The following is a 13,997-nucleotide window of genomic DNA, read 5'->3' on the forward strand; positions in this document are numbered from 1 at the left end:
GCGTTGCCTCTGTCTTTTACGCACAGTAAGAAGCCCTCCCTTTTCTATTTTCGGTCGACGAGGGGGGTGAACTCATCCACGTAGATCTTCGGAACCTGCGGCACCGGACCCATGTCTTCCGAGCCGATCACCGCGTCCTCCGTCCCGGTTTTGCCCGGAGGGACATCCTGAAGCCAGAACCGGTTGTGCGCGGTCCAGCCCTTACCGTCGGCGATGCTGATCTGGACCGAGTACGTCGCTTTCCGCTCGTTGGTGTTGGCCACCTGGATCTCGGTACGCACACCGCTCTTTTCCGGCGTGGCACGTACGGTCAGGTCTCCGTACTCCAGGACACGTGTGCGGCCTTCGGAGTGCACCGAAGGCACAGGCGATGGACGCTCTTGCGGACTGGTCTGCTCGACGCTCGGAGTCGCCGGCCGCTGCGGCACGGGGGCCTTGTCGGCGCCGCCGTCCGTACACCCGGCGGCCAGCACACACGCCGCCATCAGACACAGTGCGCGGACCATGCGCGGTCCGGGCACGACTGCACCGGCCTTCACCGGGTGGAAGCGGCCATCTGCTTGCGCGCGGTGGCGATTTCCTTGCCGTGCTGCTCCTTGATGGCGGTCAGCCGGCTCTTGTTGTCGGCGATCTGCTGGTCCTGGATCGCGGACTCCACACCAGACCAGATTTTCACCAGGTCCGTCTGCTTCTTGCAGTCGATGTCGTCGACCGCCAGAGCGATGGACTCCTGCGACGGCTCCCCGTCGTTGGTGACGCCCTGGTCCATCGCCTTGTACGGGTCGGCGAGTCCCTTGTGTCCCTTGCCGTCCATGCACGAGGACCACGCGGCGATGGCCTTGACGACCTTGTCGTCCTTCATCGACTGCACCAGGCTGTCCCCGGCGAGCTGCGCCACGGTGATCGGGTCGGCCTCCTGCACGCCGAGCTGCTCCTTGGACCAGCCGATGCAGCCGCCCGTCTTCACCTTCTTGCCGTTGTACTCCGCCCGGGCGGGCTTCGTCTGACCGGGGCCGGAGAACGCCGCTCCCGTCTTGACTCCCTCGGGGGCCTTGGGCGGTTCGGGCTTGGTGTGGCCGGTCAGGACCTCGACCTCGACACCGGACAGATCACGCATGGGCTGCTTGGTGTGCTCCCGCAGCGCCGGCGGGAGCTCGTAGCCGTACTTCTCGGCCTGAGCCCGGTCGGTGATGCCGTAACGGCGTTCGATGTTGGCGTCGTTGTCACTGGGAGGCGGGTTGGCGCCCGCTCGCGGCAGCGTCAGGTCGATGCCGTAGTCCTTCATGCAGGACTGCTGGAGATCGTTGGCGGCCTGCTCGATTGTCACCTGGTCCTCGTAGGAGGCCATGTACGCCTCCAGCGGAAGGGTCAGATCCTTGACCAGACCACTGGTGGGGACCTTCTTGGGCCAGTTCTCCTTGTTCACGACCGGTCTGGTGTCAGCCGCATTCTGCGCGGTGTCCGGAGTCGTGCCGGAGGAACAGGCACTGATCAGAAGAGCTGAAGCGGCCAGGGCTACTGCGGTGGCTGTCTGCTTGATGTGCTTCACGGGGGCTTCCTTCTCAGGCGAAGTGCGAAGACGCGTTGTTGTTCTTCAGGGCGGAGATCAGGTCGGTGATGTTGCAGTCTCCGTAAGGGCCGTTCTTCGCGAAGTACTGAGACGTGCCGCCGTAGCCGGAGTTGTAGTACACGCGGTAGTTGTCATCCCGGGCGCAGTTCTGCACGGACGCCGCATTGTTCTTCATGTACTGGCCGTTGCCATTGCCACCGTTGCCGAACACGTACCGGTAGGTCGACAGTGACGAACCCTGGTACTGGCTCGTACCCCAGTGGTCGGACACGTTGCCGTAGAACATCGTGAACGCCGACTTGTAGTAGCCGCCCTGGACGGCGATGTCCTTCGAGTTGTAGAACAGCCACAAGTCGCCGTACGAGCAGTTGATCCACGGAACGTCACAGTTGTCCATGACGGTGTACTCCGCCGCATTCGCCGGACCGGCGGTCGCCATCACCGCTGCCACTGCCGCGAATGAGGTGGCACAGGCGGCCATCCTCGTCTTGAAGGGCATACCCCTCATCACATCTCCTCGATCGGTCACACATGCGAGGAGGATCTTCACACCAAGTAGATGTCATGGCCATGAACGTTGCCTGATCGAGATCTGCTGACCCCAGTGAAACGACTTGCTCTCGGACCGCATGGTCGTCAATGGTCTTCGGACAGTTACGGCTGCCACTTGGAACTCGCGGATTCCCAGGGGGACTTCATGGATCTGCTCCGGTGCGGCGCTGATCTACTTCTTCGTCGACATGCTCTCCGTGGTCACGGCGCCGTCCCGCTACGTCCTCGCCATCGAGGCGGCCGGCCCGTCCACCGCCATGGTCACCAGCCGGACCCCGCAACACCTCGACCAGCTCGTGGGCGACGTGGCGGGCGCACTGGAGAACCCCGACACCGAGTTCCAGGTGACGGTGGAGCAGCTCACCATCAACTCGCCCACCAACTACCACTTCGGCGACAACGTCAACATGCACGGCGGCAGCGGCAACACGGGCATCGTGAAGAACGGGGCGACCGGCGACTCGCTGGATCCGACCCTGCGGCGTGCCATGGCCGAACTGCTCCAGGGTGTCCGCGAGTTGCGCGAACAGCTTCCGCAGCCCAGCGCGCAGCTCATCGACGAGTCACTGCCGGTGCTGTCGGCTGACGCCGTGCCTCAGGAGGAACGGCGCCGTGCGCTGATGGCTGTCGCCGCGATCGCCGCGGCCGTCGGGGCCGTGGGCCAGCCGGTGGCGGAGGCGGCCAACCGGATCCTGCAGATGCTGAGCGGGCAGTAGTTCAGCGCCCTCAGCACACGCCGGCAAGGAAAGCGGACCAGGCGGACCGGGTGACGAGCAGGACCGGTCCCTCAGGGGTTTTGCTGTCGCGGACGGGGACGGAGTCGGGGAAACCGGGGGCTACTTCTATGCAGTTGCCGCCGTTTTCGCCGCTGTAACTGCTCTTGATCCAGGTCGCCGCGCAGAGTTCGTGCCTGTTCATGCTGCTCGTACCCCTCCATCGCTTCGCTGATCAGGGCGACGGACTCGCGGACTGACAGAGCGTCCGCCCTGAGCACATCATAGGCGTGGCTATGACGGGTGTGGACGGTCGGATCGTCGCTGAAATGGCCACGGTCCAGCGACTCCGAATACACCCAGCGGTGCCCGTCCGGCAGCTCGATCAGCGACATGGAGACATTGGGCCGGAGGAGTTCCGAGAAGCGCGCCGGGGCGACCTGGATGCGGATGTTGGGGCGCTGTCCCGCACGAAGCAGATGTGCGCACTGGTCCCTCATGATTTCCGGACTGCCGACCACGTTGCGCAGGCAGCTCTCGTCCAGGACGACGAGGTACAGCGGACCGTCCTCGGCAAGGAATCGCCGCTGCCGACTCAGTCGGGCGTGAGCACGCTCCTCGACCTCGTCGCCGCTGGCGACACGTCGGAACAGCGCCCGGACGTAGTCACCAGTCTGCAGGAGGCCCGGGATCAGGCGCTCTTGGTACTCGCGCAACGTGACGGCCACCGCATCCATCTCAGCCCGCCGCCGAAACCAGTCGGGATGCTCCACCTGTGGATACCAGTCGATCCGCCCCCACAGCCGCGCCAACACCCCGCCCGTACCGAGAAGTTCGTCGCAGGTCTTCGCGAACGTGTCCTGCGGCACCCGCGTACCGGCCTCGACCCGCGCCACGTGCGAGCGGTCGCACGGGATCTGCCTCGCCAAGCCCTCCTGCGAAAGCAGCGCCGCCTCGCGGAAATGCCGCAGCACCTCTCCGAACACGGCAGCCGTACTCGCCCCCGACTCCGCCCCGCCGTTCCGTCGGCTCACGGCTTCCCCCTCCGTGACAGTGCATCGGTGTCACACGCCAAGCATTGAACCGGACCATTCCCCTGCGCAACGCTACATACACCCAGAGTTACGGAGGCAGGGACGATGGAAAACCCCGCACGGACCCGCATGGCCACCCTGGAAGAACGGCTCAGTGCCGGCGTACGCGAGGCCAACGACCGTTCCAGGAAGGGGATCCCGGCCGACCCGAGCCGACCCCCCGTTCCGGTGCCCGGGTGCGCGACCTGCGAGGAGCTCGCCGCCCGGCGGGACAAGGCCCGGGCGGCGTTCGACGGAAGTGCCGTGACGGACGCGAACGTGCTGCTGCGCCAGCACCAACGCAAGGAGCACGGTGGGGAATCGGCAGGGCGGAGGATCTTCCGGTACGTCCCGTACACGATCGTCCAGGACGCGTCCGCCCAGCCGGAGTACCAGGCGTACTGCGTCTCCGGGGAGGAGACGGACTGCGGCGCGAGTTCAGGGCCCTGCTCGGCCCCCGGCGAGGTCGAGGAGTGGCAGCGCAGGCACACCCAGGAGACCCGGCACCTGCGCTACCGCCGCAGTTTCGCCGACTACGCGGTACTGGAGAGGCAGGGGTGAGGCCCCGGCGTCAGGAGCGGTCGGTCACCTTCTTCAGCTCGGGCGGGAGTTCCTTGACGGTGTCGGCGACGACGAGGCGGTACTCGCCGATGTCCTCGGCCACGGCGATGGCGATACCGGGGTCGACGCCCCGCACGGCGAACGCGGTCATCAGCGCCGGGCCCTCCCCGTCGTCGCCGTCGCCCGGGGTGTCGTCGCACGCCGGGCGGGTAGCACCGCCGAGCGACTTGCCCACGGGGACGTCGGTCTCCTCTCTCCCGAGGTATCTGCGGCCGTCGTACTCGACGACGTAGGCACAGGACGGCGCGGGCCGCGCGCCGTCGCCGTCGTCCGGCGACGACTCCGACGTGCAGCCCGCGGACAACGGGGCGAGGGTCGCCGCCAGCAGCGCCCAGGCGCGTCCGCGGCCGGCCAGCGGGAGTAAGGCCTTCATCGGTACGCCTCCTTCTGGAGCCTCGGCTCCGGCTGGGTGGATACGCAACGAAGACGTGTGCGGGTGCGGAACGGTTCAGAGTCCGGGTGCGCCCTGTGCCACCACGTGTCCCCCGCCCGAACCGCCCCGCGGCCCCAGGTCGATCAGCCAGTCGGAGGCCTGGACGACGTCGACGTTGTGCTCGATGGTGACGACCGAGTGCCCGGCGTCGACGAGGCGCTGGAGGACGTCGAGGAGACGGGCGGTGTCGGCGGAGTGCAGGCCCGTCGTCGGTTCGTCGAGCAGGTACAGGGCGCGTCCGGTCGTCCGCCGTCCCAGTTCCTTGGCGAGCTTCAGGCGCTGTGCCTCGCCGCCGGAGAGGGTGGTGGCGGGCTGGCCGAGGGGGAGGTAGCCGAGGCCGACGTCCGCCATCCGCTTCAGCCGGGTGGCCACCGGCGGGACGTCCTTGAACACCGTCAGCGCCTCGTCCACCGTCGCCTGGAGCACCTCGGCGATGTCATGGCCCTCGTGCCGGACCGACAGCACCTCCGGCCGGAAGCGGCGGCCCTTGCAGCCCGGGCAGCGCACCTCGACGGCCGGGAGGAAGTGCATGGTGACGGTGAGGACGCCCGCGCCCTCGCAGCGTTCGCAGCGCCCGCCGGGCACGTTGAAGGAGAAGTGGCCCGCGGTCAGGCGGCCTTGGCTGCGCGCCGCGAAGACCTCCCGGATCGGGGTGAAGACGTCCGCGTACGTGGCCGCGTTGGAGCGCGGGACGCGGCTGACCGGCTCCTGGTCGATGAGGACGGCCTTGGACAGGTGCTCCCAGCCGTCGATGCCGTCGTGCTCGGCCGCCAGCTCCCCCGCCCGGTGGAAGTGCCGGCGGGCGGCCCGGCCGAGGATGTCCAGCAGCAGCGTCGACTTGCCCGAGCCGGACGGGCCCGTGACCGTCACCAGGCGGCGCAGCGGGATCCGTACGGTCAGGTCCTTGAGGTTGTGGGCCCGGGCCCCGCGGATCACGACGGCCGTCTCGCTGTCGCCGCGTCCACGTGAGCGCGGCGCGGACAGCAGTCCGGACAGATACGCGCCGGTCACCGAGCCCTCGGTTTGGGCGACCTCCTGCGGCGTGCCCGCCGCGACGATCCGGCCGCCGTCCCGGCCCGCTCCCGGGCCGACGTCCACCACGTGATCCGCCGCCCGCAGCACCTCCAGGTCGTGCTCGATGACCAGCACGGTGTTGCCGAGGTCGCGCAGGCGGCGCAGGACGTCGACCAGGCGGGCGGTGTCCGAGGGGTGCAGGCCGATCGTCGGCTCATCGAGGACGTAGAGGACACCGGTCAGGCCGGAGCCGAGCAGGGCGGCCAGCCGCAGCCGCTGCGTCTCCCCGGCGGAGAGGCTGGGCGTGGCCTGGCCCAGGGTGAGGTAGCCGACTCCGACGTCCACCAGGCGCCGCACCCGCTCCTCCAGGTCGGCGACGACCGGTTCCACCAGCAGCCACTCGTCCCCGTCCGACCGCTCCCGCAGACCGGCCAGCCAGCTGTCGAGGTCGGTCAGCGGGAGCCGGGCGGCCTCGACGAGGGTGAGTCCGTGCACGGTCACCACCCGGCTCTCGGGCCGCAGCCGGGTCCCGCCGCACATCCCGCAGGGCTGCTTCACGAGGCCCTGCTGTTCGGCCCGTTCGCGGTACTCGGGGTCGTCGGCGCGCTCGGTGTAGCGGCGCAACAGCGCCGTCGCGACCCCTTCGAAGCGGCCCGCCGAAACGGTCGCCGGCGGATCGGCGTCCGGGAAGTGCCGCCGGAACTCGGGGCTTTCGACGCCGTGGAGGAGCAGATCCCGCTGCTGTATGCCCAGTTCGTCCACCGGTCGGTCCGCGTCGAAGGTGAACCCGTAGTGAGCGGCGGCGGCTCGCAGCACGGGGATGTTCCACTCGGTGAATTTGGCGTTCCAGCCCTTCACCGCGCCCTGTGCGACCGGCTTCCCGCCGTCGACCAGGCGCCGTACGTCGGGCCGGATCACCTCGCCCAGGCCGGTGCACTCCGGGCACGCGCCCGCGGGCTTGTTGAAGGAGAAGGAGCCCATCACCAGCTCGGGCACGAGGGTGCCGCAGTGCGGGCAGGGCGTCTGCCCGGCCTCGGGGTCCTCGTCGGCCGCGGTGTCGGCCTCGGCGGCGTTCGCGTGGGACGGCGGGATGTCCTTCCCGCAGCCGGGGCACGGCCGTACCCCGACGCGCGACCACAGCAGCCGCAGGTACGTGAACACCTCGGTGACCGTGCCGACCGTGGAGCGGGGGCTGCGGTTGGTGAGGTGCTGGTCGACGCTGATGGACGGGGACAGGCCGGTGATCGAGTCGACGGCGGGCTTGCTGACGAAGCCGGTGACCATGCCCAGCGACTCCAGGTACTGCCGCTGGCCCTCCCGGTGGAGGGTGTCGAAGGCGAGGGTGGACTTGCCGGAGCCGGACAGGCCGGTCAGGACGACCAGCTTGTTCTTCGGGAGGGAGAGGGAGACGTTCCTGAGGTTGTGGAGCCGGGCGCCGGTGACACGGATGAAGGAGTCCATTCCTTCAAGTCTTCCATTGAAGTGCGGTGTTGAGACTTTGGCGCGGTCCACCGCCTTGCTCCCTGCCGTAACCTTCAAATCGATGACGAACGAACGCCGCCTCCGGCCCGTCGACCTCGCCCGGTCGGCCGGTGTCTCGACGCAGCAGATCCGCAACTACGAGGACGCCGGTGTGCTCCCGCCGGCCGCCAGGACCGCCTCCGGCTACCGCGCCTTCACCGAGGTGCACCGCGGTGCGCTGCTGGCGTACCGGACGCTGATGCGGGGGTACGGGCCGGTCGCGGCGACGCGGATCATGCGGACCCTGCACGAGGGGGATGCCGCGGGCGCGCTCGCCCTGGTCGACGCCGCGCATGCCGCCCTGCACGAGGAGCGCGTCTCACTGCGGGCCGCGAGCGAGGCCCTGGAGCTGCTGGCGGCCGAGCCCCCCGCCCCGCTCCCCCGGTCCGGCGGGCTGCGCATCGGGGAGGTGGCCGCGCTGCTGGGCGTACGGACGTCCGCGCTACGGGTGTGGGAAGCGGCCGGGCTGATCGCACCCCGGCGCGAGCGCGGCACGGGATACCGGGTCTACGAACCCGCCGACGTACGGGACGCCCGGCTCGTGCACACCCTGCGCCGCAGTCACTATCTGTTCGACCAGATCCGGCCGGTGCTGGAGGGGTTGAGAAGGGAGGGCAGCAGTGATGCCCTGCGCGCGGCCGTCGCGGCTCGCGGGGAGGCCCTGACCGCTCGGACCAGGGCCATGATCGAGGGCTCCGGGGCCCTCCACACCTACCTCGACCGGCTCACCGAAGCCGGGACGACGACAGGATCGACAGCAGGTGGGCCGGGACCATCAGCCAGGTGATGACGGCCAGCGCCCCCAGCGCCCAGCGGGTCGGCTCGATGCCGCCGGTCACCAGGTCGGCGACGGCCGCGACGAGCAGGACCAGGGACGCCTCGATGCCGTTGGTCACGCGGTGGATCTTGAAGGCGGCGGCGACCCGGCGGACCGTGGCCACATTCTGCGAGCGCGGGCGGGTCGCCTCGTCGTCCACGACCATCAGCCCGCGCCGGGCCCGGGCGACGTCCACGAGGTCGGTGGAGGCCTTGAGGAGGACGACGCCGAGGGCGGTGGCGATGCCGATCGACAGCCAGCCGCCGACGCCCGACTCGGCGGCCCGGTAGCCGGCCCCGGCCATGAGCGCCGCGTCCGCGAGATAGGCGCCGAGGCGGTCGACGTAGATGCCGGCCGCGCTGTTCTGCCCCTTCCAGCGGGCCACTTCGCCGTCCACGCAGTCGAAGAGGAGGAACAACTGCATCAGGACGACGGCCAGCACCGCGCCCGTCAGGCCCGGGATCATCAGCGCGGCGCCGGAGGCGACACCGCACACCACCATGGTCCAGGTGAGCTGGTCCGGGGTGACGGGCGTGCGCACCAGCTGCCGGGTCGTGTGCAGGGAGATCCGCCGCATGTAGAGCCGGCCCGCCCAGTGCTCGCCGTTGCGGCTCGCCAGCTTCGCATGCGGCTGGCAGACCTCCCGCAGCTCCTCCAGAACCGGCGCAGCGCCCATGACCGTTCCTCCACACCCGGGGACCAACTGCCGCCCGCGCGGCAATGATCGGGCCAGGTTACAGAGCGTCCTGTTCAGGTCATGGATGAGGTCATGAACGAGGTCACGAACGACGTCTCGGACCAGGCACAGGCACGCGCGTGGCTCGCCACCGCCGTGGAGGAGGCCCGCGCCGGGCTCGCCGAGGGCGGCATCCCGATCGGCGCCGCCCTCTACGGCGCCGACGGCACCCTGCTGGGCCGCGGCCGCAACCGGCGCGTGCAGGACGACGACCCCAGCCTGCACGCGGAGACGGCCGCCTTCCGCGCGGCCGGGCGGCAGCGCTCCTACCGGGGCACGACGATGGTGACGACCCTGTCCCCCTGCTGGTACTGCTCCGGCCTGGTCCGGCAGTTCGGCATCTCCCGGGTGGTGATCGGCGAGGCGGCCACCTTCCACGGGGGCCACGACTGGCTCTCCGAACACGGTGTGGAGATCGTGTTGCTGGACGACGCGGAGTGCGCCGGCCTGATGCGGGACTTCATCGCGGGCAACCCGGCGCTGTGGAACGAGGACATCGGCGTCAACTGAACGCACCGCCCAGGCCTCGTATCGCCGTTCGAGATGCCATCCGTTCCATTGAAATGTGGCCAAACCCAGTGTCGCCGAGGGCAAGTTCGGCATTCCTCTGGTCGGGTCTATCCCACCTGCGAACGGAGACGCCCTGTGCGAATGACTGACATCCAGCGTTGCGAGGTGCGACCTGGGCGACTCGTCGAATGGACACTCAGTCCGGCGACCGTCGCGACGGCGAAGGCCCTGCCGGAGGACTCCAGGCCACCGGCGTACATCCAGGAGTCGCACCTCCGGACGGCGCGGTCCGTGCGCGAGGACGGGCTGTTCGTGCCGACCTGGCTGGGCGCGGCGTTCGACATCCCGGGGCGGGCCGATCTGGACGCGCTGGGCGAGGCGCTGCGCGGCTGGACCCTGCGGCACGAGACCCTGCGCAGCGGCTTCCGCTGGGCGGGCGGGCCCGGCGACTCGATCCGCCGCTTCACGCTCGACGCCTCCTCGGTGTCCCTGCACCGTGAGGAGGTCGGCGACTTCACCGACCCGGCGGCCCTGGCCCAGCACCTCCAGGACCGCTTCGACACCACGGCGGACGCCCTGCGCTGGCCCAACCTCATCTACACCGCGGTCGTCCGCGACGACTGCACCAGCGTCTACATGGCGTTCGACCACAGCAATGTCGACGCCTACTCCATCCACCGCCTCCCCGCCGAGATCCACGAGCTGTACGAGGCGGCCCGCGCGGGCGGTGAGGTGGCGGCGTCGCCGGAGCCGGAGCCGGTGGGCAGCTACGTCGACTTCTGCGAGGCCGAGCGTGCGGACGCCGACCGCATCGACGCGGACCACGACATCGTCGCCCGCTGGCGGGAGTTCATCCAGCGCTGCGACGGACGGCTGCCGAGCTTCCCGGTCGACCTCGGGCTGGATCCCGAGGGCGGGCTGCCCACGCAGAAGTTCATGCGCGAGATGCTGGTGGACGCGGACGCCGCCGCCGCGTTCGAGGCGTACTGCCGCCCGTACGGCGGGAGCCTCGTCGGGGTCCTCGCGGCCAGCGCCCTGATCGTGCACGAGATCGGCGGCGAGCCCGTCTACCGCACGGTCGTGCCGTTCCACACCCGGGTGAAGTCCCAGTGGTCGCAGTCGGTCGGCTGGTACGTGGGCGGTGCCCCGATCGAGATCCCCATGTCCGAGGCCCCCGACTTCCCGAGCGCCCTGCGCACCGTACGCGCCGCCCTCCAGGCCAACCGGCGGCTGGCGCGCATCCCCCTCGCCCGCGTCCTGCACCTCCTGGGCGCCGACTTCCGCCCCACCTCCCCCGACCTGTACTCGATCGTCTCGTTCGTCGACACCCGCGCCATCCCCGGCTCCGCCGACTGGACGGACCAGAACGCGTACGGGCTGCTCCGGGTGTCCTACGGCGACCAGGTGTGCGCGTGGATCACCCGGCTGCACGAGGGCCTGTGGTTCGCCAGCCGCTACCCGGACACGGACATCGCCCACAAGAACCTGCGGCTGTACGCGGAGCGGCTGCGGGACATCATCACGAGCACCGTCGGCCGGCCTTAGGAGGAGACGGCGAAGGCCGGTTCCCGTGACGTGGGGTCACGGGAACCGGCCTTCTCTGTCGTCCGGGGCGGGGTTACACGCCCGCGTAGGAGTGCTTGCCGGAGACGAAGATGTTCACGCCGTAGTAGTTGAACAGCCAGCAGCCGAAGGCGAGGAGGGCCAGGTAGGCGGCCTTGCGGCCCTTCCAGCCGGCGGTGGCGCGGGCGTGCAGGTAACAGGCGTAGGCGACCCAGGTGATGAAGGACCAGACCTCCTTGGGGTCCCATCCCCAGTAGCGGCCCCAGGCGTCGCCGGCCCAGATCGCGCCCGCGATGATCGTGAACGTCCACAGCGGGAAGACGGCGGCGTTGACGCGGTAGGCGAACTTGTCGAGGGACGACGAGGACGGCAGCCGCTCCAGGACCGAGGTCGCGAAGGTGCCGGGCGTGCCGCCGCTCTGCAGCTTGCTCTCGTAGGAGTCCTTGAAGAGGTACATGATCGTGGCGACCGCGCCGACGTAGAAGACCGCACCGCAGAAGATCGCGGTCGAGACGTGGATGTACAGCCAGTACGAGTGCAGCGCGGGAACCAGCTGGTCGCTGGCCGTGTACAGCACCGTGACCGCGAGACCCAGGTCGAGCAGGACCGTGGTGATCAGGGGCAGGCCGAGCCATCCGACGTTCTTCCTCAGGGCGAGCAGCCCGAGGTACACGCCGACGGCGACCGTGGAGAACGTGATGTTGAACTCGTACATGTTGCCCCACGGCGCCCGCTCCACCGACAGGGCGCGGGTGAGGACACCGCCGAACTCGATCAGGAAGGCGAGCACGGTGAGGGAGACGGCGATCCGGCCGTACAGGTCGCCCTGCTCGTCCCCGCCCGCGGCGCCCGGCCCGTCCGGCACGTCCCGCTGACCCGACGCGGCCCGCACCGTGACCTTCGGCCGCTCCAGGACGGCGGTGCCGCCGGCCTTGTTCACGGTGACGGCGGGCGCCTTCTTCGCGTCCCCCTGGGTGGTGAGCGCGGCGGCGGTCCGGGCGACCTTGCTGCGGCTGCCGAAGAGCCATTCGGCGATGTGCGCGAAGAAGGCCAGGGTGTAGACGGCCATCGAGGAGTAGATCAGCACATTGCTGATACTCGCGAGGTTTTCGTTGGTGGCGGCGGCGAGAGTCACTTCTCAGCCCCTTCGGCAGGTACGGGGGTTTCGGTGCCCGGCTCCTGGTCGGTGTCGGGGGAATCTGCGGGGTCGTCGGGATCGGGCGCGCCCGGGGCCTGGTCGTAGAGGATCCCGGCGAGGTCGCCGAGTTCCTCCGGGACCTTGGCGGACTCGCTGCGGCCGAGGCCGGCCATCTCGACGACGGTGACGCCGTCGGCCCCTCGGACCGCGCGCACCCAGACGCGGCGGCGCTGGATGAACAGGGAGGCGGCGAGGCCGCCGATCGCGGCGACGGCCCCGGCGAGGGCCCAGCCGCCACCGGGCTCCTGGACCACCTGGAAGCCGGCCCACTCCTTGACGGTCTTGCCGAAGGTGACCGAACCGGCGCCGTTCGGGAGCGTCATGGAGTCGCCGGGCCGCAGCAGCCGCTTGAACAGCTTGCCCTTGGAGTCCTTGAACTCCTTCATGTTGGTCTTGTCCATCTGGTACACGCTCTGCGGGATGCCCGAGTCGGCCCCCAGGTCGCCGTGGTAGGCGGACAGCGCGAGCACCGGGGAGTCCAGCGCGGGGAACTGCGACAGCATCGTGCCGCTGGCGTGGCCGCCGTAGGTCGGGACGAAGAACGCGTTGAAGCCGAGCTGTTCCTTCTTGCCCTGGGCGTTGCGGTAGCCGTCGAGGACCTTGACGACTCCGGAGGAGGTGACGTTGGCGTCCAGCGGCAGCAGCGGTACGGCGTCGTCGTAGACGACCTTGCCCTGGGCGTCCCGGACGGTGATGACGGGGGCGTAGCCGTGGCTGACGAGGTAGACCTTGGAGTCGTCGATCTCCAGGGGGTGGTTCACCTGGACGGTGGTGTTCTCGTCCTTGCCGTAGGGGCCCGCGCTGTAGGTGAGGCCGGCCTTGTAGACGCGCGGGGTGCCCTTGTTGGGGCCGGTGCGCTCGTAGGTGCCGGTGAACTTCTCCAGGTTGAAGCTGAAGGGCACCAGGTCGTCGGACGTGAAGAGGTTGCCGGACTTGAAGTCGTCGTACTGGGTGAGGGTGTTGGAGAATCCCTGGCCCTCGACGACCAGCTTGTTGCCCTCGGACTTGTAGAGCTGGCCCCAGGCGAAGGCGACCAGCATCACGATGAGGGCGATGTGGAAGAGGAGGTTGCCCAGTTCGCGCACGTAGCCCTTCTCGGCGGCGACGGCGTCACCGGCGAGGTGGGCGCGGAAGCGGCGCTTCTTGAGCAGGGCCAGGGCGGCCTGGTGGACCTGCTCGGGTTCGGCCGTGGTGCGCCAGGTGGTGTGTGCGGGCAGCCGGTTCAGCCGCTTGGGCGCGCCCGGCGGGCGGCCGCGCAGCTGGCCCACGAACTGCCAGGTGCGGGGCACGATGCAGCCGATGAGGGAGATGAACAGCAGGATGTAGATCGCGGAGAACCACACCGAGCCGTAGACGTGGAACAGGCCGAGCTTGTCGTAGATGTCGCCGAGGGTTTCGTGGCTCTTGCGGAAGTCGGCGACCTTCGTCTCGTCGACGCCGGACTGCGGGATGAGCGAGCCGGGGATCGCGCCGAGGGAGAGCAGCAGAAGCAGCAGCAGGGCGACCCGCATGGAGGTGAGCTGGCGCCAGAACCAGCGGGCCCAGCCGATGACGCCCAGGGCGGGCAGGTTGGGCAGGTCCTCCTTGGGGGCGGTGGACAGCTGGGAGCCGGCGGCGCCCAGGTCCTGGTCCTCGGCTGGTGAGGGGGCCGGGTCGGAGGCGGTGGTCTTGCTCAT

Annotated in this window: 14 protein-coding genes and 1 pseudogene; 5 read left to right on the forward strand and 10 right to left on the reverse strand. The window is 69.5% G+C overall.

Going from position 1 to position 13,997, the window contains the following annotated elements; all coding sequences use genetic code 11:
• Positions 1–44: 44 nt before the first annotated feature.
• The 3 genes from OG542_RS16910 to OG542_RS16920 are packed head-to-tail and all read right to left on the reverse strand — an operon-like array spanning position 45 to position 2,078.
• Positions 45–506 carry a flagellar basal body L-ring protein FlgH gene (locus OG542_RS16910; protein WP_328411782.1) on the reverse strand — a complete coding sequence of 154 codons (462 nt, stop codon included), beginning with the start codon at positions 504–506 and terminating at the stop codon, positions 45–47.
• A 29-nt stretch (positions 507–535) separates the two neighbouring features.
• On the reverse strand, positions 536–1,549 hold the full coding sequence (locus OG542_RS16915) for a hypothetical protein (RefSeq protein ID WP_328411784.1): 1,014 nt from the start codon (positions 1,547–1,549) through the stop codon (positions 536–538).
• A gap of 13 nt (positions 1,550–1,562) precedes the next feature.
• A complete protein-coding gene (locus OG542_RS16920; RefSeq protein ID WP_328411786.1) occupies positions 1,563–2,078 on the reverse strand; it encodes a hypothetical protein in 516 nt (171 codons plus the stop codon).
• 232 nt (positions 2,079–2,310) lie between these two features.
• On the opposite strand from OG542_RS16920, the gene OG542_RS16925 reads away from it, so the two are divergent.
• On the forward strand, positions 2,311–2,838 hold the full coding sequence (locus tag OG542_RS16925; protein WP_408057766.1) for a hypothetical protein: 528 nt from the start codon (positions 2,311–2,313) through the stop codon (positions 2,836–2,838).
• 10 nt (positions 2,839–2,848) lie between these two features.
• Here the strand turns inward: OG542_RS16925 and OG542_RS16930 are convergent.
• Positions 2,849–2,956, reverse strand: a pseudogene (locus OG542_RS16930) (DUF397 domain-containing protein); the annotation flags it as partial.
• Positions 2,910–3,869, reverse strand: a complete 960-nt coding sequence (locus OG542_RS16935) for a helix-turn-helix domain-containing protein (protein WP_328411788.1) — start codon at positions 3,867–3,869, stop codon at positions 2,910–2,912. The gene OG542_RS16935 and the pseudogene OG542_RS16930, both read right to left, overlap by 47 nt.
• 105 nt (positions 3,870–3,974) lie before the next feature.
• Here OG542_RS16935 and OG542_RS16940 point away from each other — a divergent pair, with 105 nt between their 5' ends.
• Positions 3,975–4,469 carry a DUF7848 domain-containing protein gene (locus OG542_RS16940; RefSeq protein ID WP_328411790.1) on the forward strand — a complete coding sequence of 165 codons (495 nt, stop codon included), beginning with the start codon at positions 3,975–3,977 and terminating at the stop codon, positions 4,467–4,469.
• A gap of 10 nt (positions 4,470–4,479) precedes the next feature.
• Here the strand turns inward: OG542_RS16940 and OG542_RS16945 are convergent, their stop codons facing one another.
• Both OG542_RS16945 and uvrA read right to left on the reverse strand, forming a co-directional pair.
• Positions 4,480–4,902: a DUF6281 family protein gene (locus tag OG542_RS16945; RefSeq protein WP_328411792.1), complete on the reverse strand. Its 423-nt coding sequence runs from the start codon at positions 4,900–4,902 to the stop codon at positions 4,480–4,482.
• Positions 4,903–4,977: 75 nt separating this feature from the next.
• The gene (gene uvrA / locus OG542_RS16950; protein ID WP_328411794.1) at positions 4,978–7,437 is read right to left on the reverse strand and encodes an excinuclease ABC subunit UvrA; all 2,460 of its coding nucleotides are present in this window, start codon (positions 7,435–7,437) and stop codon (positions 4,978–4,980) included.
• Positions 7,438–7,519: 82 nt separating this feature from the next.
• On the opposite strand from uvrA, the gene OG542_RS16955 reads away from it, so the two are divergent.
• Complete coding sequence (locus OG542_RS16955) at positions 7,520–8,284, forward strand: MerR family transcriptional regulator (RefSeq protein WP_328411796.1); 765 nt, start codon at positions 7,520–7,522, stop codon at positions 8,282–8,284.
• Here the strand turns inward: OG542_RS16955 and OG542_RS16960 are convergent.
• Positions 8,223–8,990: a CDP-alcohol phosphatidyltransferase family protein gene (locus tag OG542_RS16960; protein ID WP_328411798.1), complete on the reverse strand. Its 768-nt coding sequence runs from the start codon at positions 8,988–8,990 to the stop codon at positions 8,223–8,225. The two genes, OG542_RS16955 and OG542_RS16960, sit on opposite strands and share 62 nt — an antisense overlap.
• Before the next feature lie 93 nt (positions 8,991–9,083).
• On the opposite strand from OG542_RS16960, the gene OG542_RS16965 reads away from it, so the two are divergent.
• The gene (locus OG542_RS16965; RefSeq protein WP_328411800.1) at positions 9,084–9,560 is read left to right on the forward strand and encodes a nucleoside deaminase; all 477 of its coding nucleotides are present in this window, start codon (positions 9,084–9,086) and stop codon (positions 9,558–9,560) included.
• Between the two features lie 135 nt (positions 9,561–9,695).
• Complete coding sequence (locus OG542_RS16970) at positions 9,696–11,105, forward strand: condensation domain-containing protein (RefSeq protein ID WP_328411802.1); 1,410 nt, start codon at positions 9,696–9,698, stop codon at positions 11,103–11,105.
• A 73-nt stretch (positions 11,106–11,178) separates the two neighbouring features.
• Here OG542_RS16970 and ccsB read toward each other — a convergent pair whose 3' ends face one another.
• Both ccsB and resB read right to left on the reverse strand, forming a co-directional pair.
• Positions 11,179–12,258 (reverse strand): c-type cytochrome biogenesis protein CcsB, encoded by a 1,080-nt coding sequence (gene ccsB / locus OG542_RS16975; protein WP_328411804.1) that lies wholly within the window; start codon positions 12,256–12,258, stop codon positions 11,179–11,181.
• A complete protein-coding gene (gene resB, locus OG542_RS16980) occupies positions 12,255–13,997 on the reverse strand; it encodes a cytochrome c biogenesis protein ResB (RefSeq protein WP_328411806.1) in 1,743 nt (580 codons plus the stop codon). The genes ccsB and resB overlap by 4 nt, the downstream gene beginning before the upstream one ends.

This window comes from Streptomyces violaceus (genome assembly GCF_036014075.1).
Taxonomy (GTDB): domain Bacteria; phylum Actinomycetota; class Actinomycetes; order Streptomycetales; family Streptomycetaceae; genus Streptomyces; species Streptomyces violaceus.